Genomic DNA, 11,635 nt, shown 5'->3' with positions numbered 1-11,635 from the left:
CTACGATACGCGCAAATGCCACGATGCGACCGCTGATCGCGGCGCCGACGCAGTGATCCCGCCAAGAAAGAACGCAAAGCCATGGAAGACGGTTGCCGCCGGGGTCGTGGCGCGAAACGAGGCGCTGCGAGCCTCAAGATACCTCGGGCGCGCGATCTGGCGAAACTCGAGCGGATACCACCGCCGAAGCCGCGTCGACACCAACCCACTCATCGATTGCTTTGCAATCGACTGCCGGGCAATGGATGCGCTGTTTGAAACTGCCCGGGCAGTTCCTCATGGCGCGGGACTTCGACCGACAGGTCGCGGATGTCCAGGTCCGCATCGCCGTCACGAACGGCTACACCGCCCTCGGCATTCCTGTCACACAAGCCGTGGGATCAATCCGTCCGGGGAAAGGGGAACCTCGGGTATCACAAGCTTTGCGCAACAGCGCCGACAGCCAGGGTTCTGCAAATACACCACTCAGAATGCTTGACGTTCATTTCGTCAATTCCAAACTGTCCGCTGTTCGAGGGAGCCCGGCTGCGAAAAGCTCAACCGTCGCCGACAATTGGTTGGACCCCAAATGCTGCACAGCCCGCATATCAGGACACAGCGAAATCTTGCTGCGGGTTCGATTTCGGGCAAATGGCGCAAGGTAGTGACAGGACAAAGCGGCTTCCGGTGCCCAGTTCCGACTCACACCAAATATGCCCACCGTGGCGCTCAGCGATTTTTCTGCAAGTCGCCAACCCGAGGCCCGTTCCAGAGATTTCCCCACGAGGAGAAATGCGTTTGAATGGTTCGAATACACGCTCAACATATTCCGGGGAAATTCCTATCCCGTTATCAGCGATGATAATTTCGATACGACTGTTGTCGAAATTTTTACCTGAAATTGTAATTATTGGACGTTTTTCTCCGCAATACTTCAAGGCGTTGTTGACCAAATTTTGAAAAAGTTGTGCGAGCTGTGGTGGCGAACAGAGCAATATCTGATCTTGCACATCCACTGTAATCTTGGCTTCTGCCTCAGCCAAATCCCGGTCGAGGCTTAACAAGGACTGATCGATCACTGCCCGCAGCGTTGCATTTTCGAAGTCTTGAGACCGGCATGCGCGAATATGGCTGCCGAGGCTATCCAGAAGCAAGGCAATCTGTCGTGCAGAACGTCTCAGAAGACGCATTTCGGTCTCTACGGATTTCAGAACCTTCGGGTCAACTTCAGATTCGATTTCGCTAACAAAAAATTGAATAGACCGTACAGGCGCCTTCAAATCATGCAAAAGCACATCAGCAAATAATTCAAGTTCACGCTGCTGATCTTCCAAACGTCTTTGCATGTCGCGCCAAGCCATTGCGTTTTCGATTACACGCTTCATCGGCTGTTCGCTGAGTTTCGATTTCGCGATATAGTCGAACGCGCCTTTCTTGATCGTGGTTTTTGCAATCTCCTCATCACCTTGGCCGGTTGCTATGATACATGCGGCACAAGGCCACTTTCTGAGAACCTCCTCCATCATCTCAATTCCATTCAACAATGGCAATCGGTAGTCAATGAAGGCGATTTGGGGTTCAACAGAGAGGGAAAGGATCGTCTCAAGATCTCCGGAGGATTCGAAAATGCGAGCGGTGGAAAATACCTTTCTCAATAGTCTACGGAAATGCTGTCTGTCCAGTTCGTCGTCGTCAATAATCAAAATATTAACTCGTTCCATCGCTGGCCTCCGTCCCAACAACCACATTTGGCAGGAGTACCATTCCCGCATAATCCCCGAGGAACCGGACAAATTCAGTAAGGTCGGGGGTGCCAGTATCTTTCACGATATAACCTGCCACATTTCGATCATAGGCCCGTGCCACATCGTCATGATCGCGCGATGTGGTCATAACAAAAACGGCGGCATGTCGTAGCGCCGAATCCTTTCGCAATTCGGTCAGAAACTCGTGCCCGTTCATACGAGGAAGATTGAGATCGAGCAGGATAATCACCTTGCGGGCGTCATTCAGCGCCCGGCTGCGCAAATGATCGAGCGCGGCGCGACCATCAAAAACGCGACGTACGGGATTTTTCAGACCCGCCTTGGAAAAAGCGCGCAAAAAGGCGGCTGCGTCGCAGTCGTCATCTTCGATAAGCAACAGCACAGGTGGAACCGTGCCCTCTCCGTCCCAGGCCTGAGGGAAATCAGATGTCGGAGCGGCGTGCATCGGTCTCTCCATTTTTCACCCTTTGTAAGCTGGTGGCGCCTGGTCCGGGCAACATGGCTAGGCGTCCCCCGAGTTCTTGCTTGCGAGTCGCACCCGTCGTCCGTTCGCGTCACAAACCTGACCAACCTCATCGAGCGTCGTCAGACCAGCCGTGCAAAGCTCTTCCATCTCAACGTGTTTGAGCCTGAGTGGTCCGCCGTGAACCTGCGCGGCGACTGAGCGGATCCGGCGCAAGAGACTGGACAGAATGCGGCGCATTTCCGGCCGCAGGCTGTCGTCGATGCGTTCAAGAGTGGCCTCAAGATCCGCGATTCGCGCGTGATCCTCGGTTTGGGCGCGGCGCATGAGGTTTCGCTCAAACGCAGACGCAACGGATTTCCGAAGCGCCTCGATCCCGAGCTCTTCCTTGATGAGGTAGTCGTGACATCCCGTGCGCATGGCCTGGATGATGACGTCGTGCCGGTCGACGCTTGTCACCATGATCGCGACGGCATCCATTTGACGAGGATGCGCGAGAACGTATTCAAGAGCGTCCTGGCCGGTCGCGATCCCCAGATGATAGTCGATGAAGACGATGTCATAGGTCGTGTCATCAAGCATCGGTTCCATCTCTGCGACCGATTCCGCTTCATCGAACGCAAGGTCGAGACCGGCCTTCGTGCATATTTTCATCAATCGGTAGCGATCGGCTTCCTCGTCGTCGAGGACCAGCGCGGTCATGCGTTTTGTGGTTTTCTGCTCAGCGTGGAGCTGGGGGGGGGTGCTCATCGTGGCTGTGCCTCGGCGGTCCGTCATGAATGAAGATACTGAAGCAAAGGACTGAACAACGCGTAAACGGCGTCGCATTTTCGACGGGCCGCTGCCTGCGCACAAGCCTTGCGGGATTCGAGCGGCTGGACAGGTGTCTTGCGCCGGAGAGTGGTCCGGGCGCGTTGCATTCGGCGTGTCTGGCGCCGATCAGCCGCAGCCCCGAGCGAATTTTCCGCGCCGAAACGATTTGCTAAGTCATCCTGCGTCATGGTGCGAGCGTGAATTTTGCCGAGGGCCCATGATCCAGTTCGCTGCTGCCGAAAATCAACCGGCGCGAGCCTTTCGAAACGCGCTGAAACGACGCGTGATGACGATCTCGGCGATCGTCTCGGGGGCATGCGCGCTGTGCATCGGCATGCTGGGGCTCCTGCTGGTCTTGCGGATGGAGTTCAGCAAACAGGAAGCGATCTTTCTCGATGAGTTGACGAGCATCGAAGAGACGCTGTCGCGCGGTGTTCGCGCTGTTCTGTCAGACCTGACGTTTCTGGGCAATGTTCTGAAAACTTCTGCGGATCCGCCCATCGGCAACGGGCCGGACGTCGCGCGTTGGCGGCGCGCCGCGGAACATGTGTTTTCGGCGATGCTGGCCGAGCGATCCTTTTACGGGAGCATCCGCATTCTGGATCCCGCGACAGGGAATGAGCTTGCGCGCGTCGAACGTCGCGGCGGCGAGGTGAGTAGCGTTTCGCAGGACAAGTACGAAAACCGGATATCCGACTCATGGTTTGCGCCATCCCGGCAGACAGGAGCAGGCCAGTTCTACATCGCGACAGGCACAGTGTCGCATAGCGGAAACACCAACGAAGAACCGCGCACCGCCGTGCTTCATTATTCCGCCCCAATCTTCGGCAATTCGGGCCTCAGGACGGGGATGCTGGTGATCGACGTGAACACGGATGCTTACGGTGCACACATGCTCCGGCGACATTCCGGCGGGTACACGCTCGTGTCCCACGACAGCGAGGCGTCTTTCGTGTACGACATGAAAACAGGGACCGGGAAAACCTGGATTGGCGAACCACCCCCGCTTCCAGATCCGGTCCTTGAGATCCTTGATGCGCGTCAGGATCATGCGTCTGTACAACGGGTTGGCGGCTATCTCATCGCGTCGCGCATCCTGCCTTCGCTGCGTCTGAGCGGTGAACTCGTTGGTACGGTCCTGTTTGTCGAGACCCGGCATATCTTGGCAAACGCGATGGACGCGTCACTGATCCTCGCGCTCGTCCTGCTTGGAACCAACGGAATCACGATGGTGCTCGCAAAACGGAGCGTGACCCGCATTCTGCGACCCTTCCAGTCCATCGACACCGAGATCGAGCTTGCGAGAAAAGAGGCCCGCGGCCTTGCCCTGCCGAGGCAACGTCGGGATGAGCTGGGACAGGTGTCCCGCAGCCTCGGGCGCCTCGTGAACGATCTGGTCGTGCGTGAAAATCAGGCGATGACCTTGTTTGACGGCGTTTCGGAAAGCATGCTTCTTTGCGGCCCGGACGGGCGCATCCGGGCAGCGAACCTGCCCGCATCCAAACTGCTCGGGATCGGGCGCGATGCGCTCAAGGGCCGCGTCATATCCGGGTTTCTGGCCAACCTCGACCACGCGGACGCGTGGTTCCAGACGCTATACCGTAACTCCGTCTCTGGTGTGGGCCAAATGCATGAGGCACGTCTTCGATGCTCCGACGGGAGCGAGGTGCCGGTCGATATGACGCTCAGCACCATTACCAGCAATGGTGAGCACGCCATTGTGGTGCTCATGCGGGATGTTTCGGCGCTTCACAAGGAACAGCAGACACGCAAGGAAATGATCGAGGCTCTGGAACGCTCGAACCGCGAACTCGACGATTTTGCATATGTCGCGTCGCATGACCTGAAGGCGCCTTTGCGGTCGATCATGCAGATCACGGACTGGATCTCTGAAGATCTTGAGGCTGGCGATACACACGAGGTGAAGGGACATCTTACGGCGTTGCAGGGCCGCGCCGCACGCATGTCGCGGCTGCTCGAAGATCTTCTGGAACATGCCCGCATCGGACGCAAACCGCTTGACGGAGCCGAAAGGGTCGTGTCCGGCAGAACCATGCGGGGCGCGATCGAAGAGATGATCCATCTGCGCGACGGGATCTCGCTGACGTTCGATGCCGGCTTCGATGCGCTGAAAATGAAGCAGATGCCGATTCAGGTCGTCCTGACCAACATCATCGGCAATGCGGCGAAACATCACGACAAGCCGCAGGGCACGATCCATGTCGGGTTTCGCCAAACGGGGCGCAAGACCCTGTTTCGCGTGACCGACGACGGGCCGGGGATCAAACCCGAGTATCACAAACGTATTTTCGGCATGTTTCAGACCTTGCGACCGCGCGACAAGATCGAAGGAAGCGGAATGGGACTGTGCATCGCGGCAAAACATGTCTCGTTCTTACAGCAAGAGATCGGGGTGGACTCGACCGGAGACGGGACGGGGTGCGTGTTCTGGTTCACCTGGCCGGATCTGGAGGCAGATGGCCACGTCTAGGCGATTTGCGCGGCGCCCTGCAAACTGGACCGTTTGAAGCTGGAGGTTTCAGCTAGACTTTCCCGGTTGGGAGAGGAACGGACTCGCATGAAGGCATCGACGTTTGTTGAGGCGCGGAAAGCGTTCGTCCTGAAGCCGGGCGAAGTGGGAACGCCTGTCGCGCAGATCTGTCGCAAGGCGGGGATCAGCAAGTCGCGAGACGTCGGGCGCGACCCCGCGGCGATATGCCCCAAGGCCCCTGTTACGGTAAATAAATTCGTTACCCTGTTCGACCCGGATCGCCCTGGGACACGACCGATCTGGGCCCCACACGGTCGCGCGTCGCGACAGCAACCTCACCGCGGCAGCCGGATAGCGCACCGGCGCGTGTCGCGAGACGGTGTCGCCCGCAGTCAGAAACCAAAGGTTGCTCGTCGCCAGTTTGCGTGACCAAAACCTGCACGATGCCAAACCCGTAGACCTGGCCCGAACCGCAGGTCGCAGGGCCAACACTTGCAAGCGCCCCGTTTACGGCACGCAGCTTTCACGGTTTGTGAAGACTCCCGGCGCAAGCTTTCCGCATGTCGGTTTTTCATGATATACAGCCGCGCCTTGCGCGTATGACGGCGGCGGCCCTGCTCTTCGCCTTGCCGCTGACAATCGCGGCCCGTGCGGACACCATATCCGAAAGACAGCTTTCCGCAGATTATGCCGTCTGCCTGGGGCGGCTGACCGCTGTCACCGAACATATGTGGCTGATGCAGGACCCGCTTGCCGACGCGCTGGCGCTGCGGCGCGACTGGGTAAAGGCGCTTTACGATGCGACGCGCCTGCTGCTGCCCGGCGATACCCCGCTGCGCGAACAGCACATGATGCTGCGCATTCGCGCCCGACGCGATCAGGAACAACTGCTTGAGGCGGGCGCGTTCAGCAAGGATTCCCGCCGCGCGCGCATGGCCGAAGCCACCGCCACACGCCAGCTTTTCACCTGTCATCAGCTTGTCACCCGCTGAACCCATGGAATCCGCAGCGCCCGTTGCGGTCCCCCGAGGCCACCGGGACCGCTAAAGGCCAGTCAACCGCCAGGCAGACGGATTTTTGCCCCTTGCCAAGCTCTGCTCAAGGCGCGAAACCTGAGCGCATGGCAACGCGCGACGACAACCCCGCAGATCCCTTCAAGAAAGCCCTGGCCGAGGCGACCAAAGTCATGGCCGACGATCCCGATCTGGCGGTGAACTACACCGTCGATCCCTCCGGCGTTTCGGGCGACATCATGCGCCTGCCACAGGTCAGTCGCCGCATGACCCGTGACGAGGTGCTGCTCGCGCGCGGCACCGCCGACGCGCTGGCGCTATACCGGCGCTATCACGACGCAGGAACCCACAGCCGCTATTCTCCCCCCGGCGACATGGCGCGAGATCTGTACGAGGCGATGGAAACCGCCCGTTGCGAAGCGGTCGGCGCGCGCGACATGCCCGGCACCGCCGGCAATGTCGACGCCAAGATCGGCCATGACGCCGCCCGGCGCGGTTACGGCCAGATCACCCAAGCCGCCGAGGCCCCCCTCCCCGTCGCTGCCGGTTACCTGATCCGCCACCTTGCCACCGGGCGCGACTTGCCCAAGGATGCGGCCCATGTGATGGACCTGTGGCGCGGCTTTATCGAGGATCAGGCGGGCGGCACGCTCGACGATCTCGAAGCGACGCTGACCGACCAGGCCGCCTTTGCCAGGTTTTCCCGCCGGATGATCAGCGATCTGGGCTATGGCGACCAGCTGGGCGAAGACCCCGATCAGCTTGACGAAGACCAGCAGGACGAGGCCGAACCCGACGGCGCCGAAGAAGAACAGCCCGACAGCACCGGCGACGAGTCCGGCGAACAGGATGAGGCCGACGCCTCGCCCGAACAATCCCAGGACCAGACGCAGGACGCAAGCCAGGCGCAGGTCTCGGCCGACGATCTTGCCGACCAGGAAATGGGCGAAGAGACCGACATGCCAGAGGGCGAGGCCCCGATGGAACCGCCGGCCCCTGCCCCGGTGTCCGAGGCCGATCCCGAATACAAGATCTATGACGGCGCCCATGACGAGGAAATTCCCGCCGAAGACCTGGCCGACCCGCAAGAACTGGAACGCCTGCGCGCCTATCTCGACCAGCAACTCGATCCGCTGAAAGGTGCCGTCTCGCGGCTGGCCAACAAGCTACAGCGCCGCCTGCAAGCACAACAGAACCGTTCGTGGGAATTTGACCTCGAAGAAGGCATCCTCGACGCCGGTCGCCTGGCGCGCGTTGTCGCGAACCCCACCACGCCGCTGTCCTTCAAGATCGAGAAAGATACCGAATTCCGCGACACCGTGGTGACGCTGCTGCTGGACAACTCGGGGTCCATGCGCGGTCGCCCGATTTCCATCGCCGCCATCTGCGCCGACGTGCTGGCGCGCACGCTGGAACGCTGCTCCGTCAAGGTCGAGATCCTCGGCTTTACCACCCGCGCATGGAAGGGTGGCAACGCCCGCGAAAAATGGCTCAGTGAGGGGCGCGAACAGCAGCCAGGCCGCCTTAACGATCTGCGCCACATCATCTACAAGCGCGCCGACGCGCCCTGGCGTCGCGTCCGCGACAACCTTGGTCTGATGATGAAAGAGGGCTTGCTGAAGGAAAACATCGACGGCGAGGCGCTGGAATGGGCGCACCGCCGCATGGTGGGCCGCCCGGAGGCGCGCAAAATTCTGATGGTGATCTCCGATGGCGCGCCGGTGGACGATTCGACCCTCTCGGTGAACCCGGCGAACTATCTGGAAAAGCACCTGCGCGACGTCATCGCCATGGTCGAGCGGCGCAGGCAGGTCGAACTTCTGGCCATTGGCATCGGCCATGACGTAACCCGCTACTACGACCGCGCGGTGACCATCACCGATGTGGAACAGCTCGCCGGAGCGATGACCGAACAGCTCGCCGCGCTCTTTGACAGCGATCCCAGGGCGCGCGCCCGCTTCTCGGGCATCCGCCGCGCAGGGTGATACGACCGCGATGACAAGGACAGGCGGGGCGCTGCCCCTCTTGGCCTGACGGCCAATTCACCCCGGAGTTTAGGGGCAAGATGAAGGGGCCGGCGCCGCTCTTCATCTTGCCAGGTAAACTCCGGGGGCGCGGGGGCTGGCCCCCGCCTTTTTGCGCCCGTTAGGCGTGCGACCATGAAAAGCGAGGCGCAGCATGCTCCAGAAGTTCACCGAAACCGCTCGTCCCGAGCAGGGTCCTCCACGGCTTGCCGCGCTGCGTGCGCAGTTTGACGCCGCGCGGATCGACGGGGTCATCGTGCCCCGGACGGATGCGCATCAGGGGGAATATGTGGCACCTCGCGATGATCGTCTGGCCTGGCTCACCGGCTTCACCGGATCGGCCGGCTATTGCGTTGCGCTGCGCGATGCAGCCGGGGTCTTTGTCGATGGGCGCTACCGGGTACAGGTCAAGAGTCAGGTCGCCGATGTCTTTACCCCGGTGGACTGGCCCGAGACCGGGCTTGCGGCATGGATCAGCGACAAGCTGCCCGACGGGGGTGTCGTGGGCATCGACCCTTGGCTGTTTTCGGTTGACCAGATGCGCAGTCTGCGCGCGGATCTCACGGGTGTGAGCCTGCGCTTTACCGAAAATCTGGTCGACCGCATCTGGCAAGATCAGCCCGCCCCGCCCATGGGTACGGTCTTTGCCCAGGATGTGGCGCTGGCGGGTGAGCCGCATGGTGACAAGATCGACCGTCTGGCGCGGGATCTTGGCGCGTCAAGCTGCGTGATCACCCTGCCCGACAGCATCGCATGGCTGCTCAACATCCGGGGCAGCGACATTGCGCACAATCCGGTGCCGCACGGTTTCGCATTGCTGAACGCCGACGGCACGGTCGAGCTGTTCATGGCCGACGAAAAACTGGCGGACCTTGGCGACCATCTTGGCGACAGGGTTTCGGTGCTGCCACCGGAGGGCTTTCTTGCCGCCATCGCCACGCTGCAAGGCCCGGTCAGGATCGACCCCGCGACCTGTCCGGTCGCCGTAGCGGACGCGTTGCAAGGAGTCGAGATCGTCGAGGCCCCGGACCCCTGCCTGCTGCCCAAAGCCTGCAAGAACGAGGCAGAGCTGGCAGGCGCGCGCGCGGCACATCTGCGCGATGGCGCCGCCATGGTGCGCTTTCTGGCCTGGCTCGATGCCCAGCCCGCCGGGAGCTATACGGAAATCGACGTGGTCGAGCGCCTTGAGGCCGAGCGCCGCGCGACCAACGCGCTGCGCGACATCTCGTTCGAGACCATTTCCGGCGCCGGGTCCAACGGTGCGATTGTCCATTACCGGGTCACCGAACGCACGAACCGCCAAGTGAATGCCGGCGAGCTGCTGCTCGTGGACAGTGGCGGACAATACGTCGACGGCACCACCGACATCACCCGCACCATCGCCATCGGCCAGCCCGGCGACGAAGAGCGCGAGGCATTTACCCGCGTGCTGAAAGGCATGATCGCGCTGTCGCGCCTGCGCTTTCCCGCAGGTCTTGCCGGGCGCGACATCGACGTTCTGGCGCGCGCCGCGCTGTGGGAGGTCGGACTGGATTACGGCCATGGCACCGGGCACGGCGTCGGCGCTTATCTTAGCGTCCACGAAGGGCCCGCCCGCATCGCCCGTACCGGAACCGTACCTTTCGCGCCCGGCATGATCCTGTCCAACGAACCGGGCTTCTATCGTGAGGGTGCTTATGGTATCCGAATCGAGAACCTCATCGCGGTCGAACACGCAAGCCCGGTCGCGGGGCAGACCGTGCCAGCGATGTACCGGTTCGAGACCCTCACATGGGTACCCATCGACCGGCGCCTTATCGTGCCGGACCTGCTGACTGCGCAAGAGCGTGACTGGCTGAACGCCTACCACGGCGACGTACTGGCCCGGATCGGCGATCTTGTGGATGGCAGCGTTGCGGGCTGGTTGCACGCGGCCTGCGCACCACTGTGAAAACATGCGCGGGCCTGCGCGCTGCTTTGACACAGGACTGTCGCATCCCGGCTGGTATATCATTCCGGGGACATACGGGGAGAGAGAGAGAATGCTGAAACACATCACCATCCGGCCTGCGACCGGTACCTGGGTCATCCGGGCCGGCGGTGCGGTGCTTGGGGAAAGCAGCCGGGCGCTGGAACTGACCGAAGGCGACATGCCCTTCGTGGTCTATTTTCCGCGTGAGGATATTGCCACGGCGTTTCTGGAACCGTCCGCGTATCGCACCCAGAACCCCTGGCTGGGCGAAGCGGCACACTATACGATCGTATCCAAAAGCCGCAGCTACGAGAACGCGGTCTGGTCCTACGAAACGCCCAAGGAAGATGGCGCCGATTTGGCGGGATACCTTGCATTTCACGTTCAGGACGGCATTGCCGTCGAACAGATCTGACCCGCCTGCCAACCGTCATGCGGCCCCCGGTCCGGGGGCCGTTGTCGCGTCAGTTGACGCGGCTGGGGTAGATGAACCCGTTGAGCGGATAGGCCTTGCCGAACGCGCCCGGCGTGCTTTCGACGCGAACCGACGTCCAGTCGTTGCGCGGTGAGATGTCCTCGACCGTCATGCCAAGCGAAACCTTGTTGCGGCTCCAGTTGGCGTGGTCGATGCGCACGATGCGGTCGGTAACCACCTCAGACACCACGGCAACGTGACCCATGCTCATCCCCGAGGTGGCGGCAAAGGCCATCACGGCGCCGACCACGGGTTCGCGCCCGCGCCCGTACAGCCCCGCCGCCTTGCCCCACCAGGTGTTGGCGTTGCCGCGAATCTCGATACCGCTGGCGTTGCGTGCGAAAGGCACGCACCACACGCGGGCTCCCTTGTTCTGAAGCGTCCTGACCTCGCGTAGCGCCATGGCGCGGCGGTTCAGGTCGATGCCTTCGGATGCGTAGCGAATGTCGGGTTGCGGTCGGGTCGAACACGCCGCCGTGGCTGTCAACATCACGCAAAGTAGCGGTAGGGCAAGTCTTGCCCGCCTGGCGCCGGTCACATTCATTCTGTCCCTCGAAGAGTACGTTCTGCCCTGCCTCGTGTGTCCCGAGGCTCGCTCACATGTTTTGACGATCAGTTAATCAAAAGAAAGAGGGCGTGATGTGCATGCGCGGATTTCCG

Annotated in this window: 9 protein-coding genes and 2 pseudogenes; 7 read left to right on the top strand and 4 right to left on the bottom strand. The window is 61.2% G+C overall.

All coding sequences use genetic code 11. From position 1 onward, the window contains the following. Nucleotides 1-380: pseudogene (locus tag ATI53_RS19065) on the top strand (hypothetical protein); the annotation flags it as partial. Nucleotides 381-587: 207 nt separating this feature from the next. On the opposite strand, the gene ATI53_RS19060 reads toward ATI53_RS19065, so the two are convergent. Genes ATI53_RS19060 through ATI53_RS19050 form a run of 3 tightly spaced genes read right to left on the bottom strand, consistent with a single transcriptional unit; the run spans nt 588 to nt 2,958 of the window. Then, nucleotides 588-1,700: a sensor histidine kinase gene (locus tag ATI53_RS19060; protein WP_170134623.1), complete on the bottom strand. Its 1,113-nt coding sequence runs from the start codon at nt 1,698-1,700 to the stop codon at nt 588-590. Beyond that, nucleotides 1,687-2,190 (bottom strand): response regulator, encoded by a 504-nt coding sequence (locus ATI53_RS19055; RefSeq protein ID WP_083840570.1) that lies wholly within the window; start codon nt 2,188-2,190, stop codon nt 1,687-1,689. The genes ATI53_RS19060 and ATI53_RS19055 overlap by 14 nt, the downstream gene beginning before the upstream one ends. Before the next feature lie 57 nt (nt 2,191-2,247). Continuing rightward, nucleotides 2,248-2,958 carry a response regulator gene (locus ATI53_RS19050; protein ID WP_009503086.1) on the bottom strand — a complete coding sequence of 237 codons (711 nt, stop codon included), beginning with the start codon at nt 2,956-2,958 and terminating at the stop codon, nt 2,248-2,250. Nucleotides 2,959-3,238: 280 nt separating this feature from the next. Between ATI53_RS19050 and ATI53_RS19045 the strand changes: the two genes are divergently transcribed. The 6 genes and pseudogenes from ATI53_RS19045 to ATI53_RS19025 all read left to right on the top strand — a co-directional run bounded on the left by ATI53_RS19045 (nt 3,239) and on the right by ATI53_RS19025 (nt 10,915). After that, on the top strand, nt 3,239-5,512 hold the full coding sequence (locus ATI53_RS19045; RefSeq protein ID WP_083840569.1) for a sensor histidine kinase: 2,274 nt from the start codon (nt 3,239-3,241) through the stop codon (nt 5,510-5,512). Nucleotides 5,513-5,599: 87 nt separating this feature from the next. Beyond that, nucleotides 5,600-5,707, top strand: a pseudogene (locus ATI53_RS24080) (IS3 family transposase); the annotation flags it as partial. Nucleotides 5,708-6,072: 365 nt separating this feature from the next. Then, nucleotides 6,073-6,504 (top strand): hypothetical protein, encoded by a 432-nt coding sequence (locus ATI53_RS19040; protein ID WP_009503084.1) that lies wholly within the window; start codon nt 6,073-6,075, stop codon nt 6,502-6,504. Nucleotides 6,505-6,632: 128 nt separating this feature from the next. Next, complete coding sequence (cobT, locus tag ATI53_RS19035) at nt 6,633-8,510, top strand: cobaltochelatase subunit CobT (RefSeq protein ID WP_009503083.1); 1,878 nt, start codon at nt 6,633-6,635, stop codon at nt 8,508-8,510. A 193-nt stretch (nt 8,511-8,703) separates the two neighbouring features. Further along, nucleotides 8,704-10,479 carry an aminopeptidase P family protein gene (locus ATI53_RS19030; protein ID WP_009503082.1) on the top strand — a complete coding sequence of 592 codons (1,776 nt, stop codon included), beginning with the start codon at nt 8,704-8,706 and terminating at the stop codon, nt 10,477-10,479. A gap of 91 nt (nt 10,480-10,570) precedes the next feature. Beyond that, nucleotides 10,571-10,915 carry a DUF427 domain-containing protein gene (locus ATI53_RS19025; RefSeq protein WP_009503081.1) on the top strand — a complete coding sequence of 115 codons (345 nt, stop codon included), beginning with the start codon at nt 10,571-10,573 and terminating at the stop codon, nt 10,913-10,915. Between the two features lie 49 nt (nt 10,916-10,964). Here ATI53_RS19025 and ATI53_RS19020 read toward each other — a convergent pair whose 3' ends face one another. Continuing rightward, a complete protein-coding gene (locus ATI53_RS19020; RefSeq protein ID WP_083840568.1) occupies nt 10,965-11,465 on the bottom strand; it encodes a CHAP domain-containing protein in 501 nt (166 codons plus the stop codon). Between the last annotated feature and the right edge of the window lie 170 nt (nt 11,466-11,635).

Origin of the sequence: Salipiger aestuarii, assembly GCF_003259905.1 — a bacterium.
GTDB classification, from domain to species: Bacteria; Pseudomonadota; Alphaproteobacteria; order Rhodobacterales; family Rhodobacteraceae; genus Salipiger; species Salipiger aestuarii.
Note: the sequence above shows the minus strand (reverse complement) of the source record. Positions and strands in the feature narration are given on the sequence as shown.

Bases quoted from the DNA above. Each gene is read 5' to 3' on its own strand.
- ATI53_RS19060 (WP_170134623.1), bottom strand. From the start codon at position 1,700: ATGGAACGAGTTAATATTTTGATTATTGACGACGACGAACTGGACAGA.
- ATI53_RS19055 (WP_083840570.1), bottom strand. From the start codon at position 2,190: ATGCACGCCGCTCCGACATCTGATTTCCCTCAGGCCTGGGACGGAGAG.
- ATI53_RS19050 (WP_009503086.1), bottom strand. From the start codon at position 2,958: ATGAGCACCCCCCCCCAGCTCCACGCTGAGCAGAAAACCACAAAACGC.
- ATI53_RS19045 (WP_083840569.1), top strand. From the start codon at position 3,239: ATGATCCAGTTCGCTGCTGCCGAAAATCAACCGGCGCGAGCCTTTCGA.
- ATI53_RS19040 (WP_009503084.1), top strand. From the start codon at position 6,073: ATGTCGGTTTTTCATGATATACAGCCGCGCCTTGCGCGTATGACGGCG.
- cobT (WP_009503083.1), top strand. From the start codon at position 6,633: ATGGCAACGCGCGACGACAACCCCGCAGATCCCTTCAAGAAAGCCCTG.
- ATI53_RS19030 (WP_009503082.1), top strand. From the start codon at position 8,704: ATGCTCCAGAAGTTCACCGAAACCGCTCGTCCCGAGCAGGGTCCTCCA.
- ATI53_RS19025 (WP_009503081.1), top strand. From the start codon at position 10,571: ATGCTGAAACACATCACCATCCGGCCTGCGACCGGTACCTGGGTCATC.
- ATI53_RS19020 (WP_083840568.1), bottom strand. From the start codon at position 11,465: ATGTTGACAGCCACGGCGGCGTGTTCGACCCGACCGCAACCCGACATT.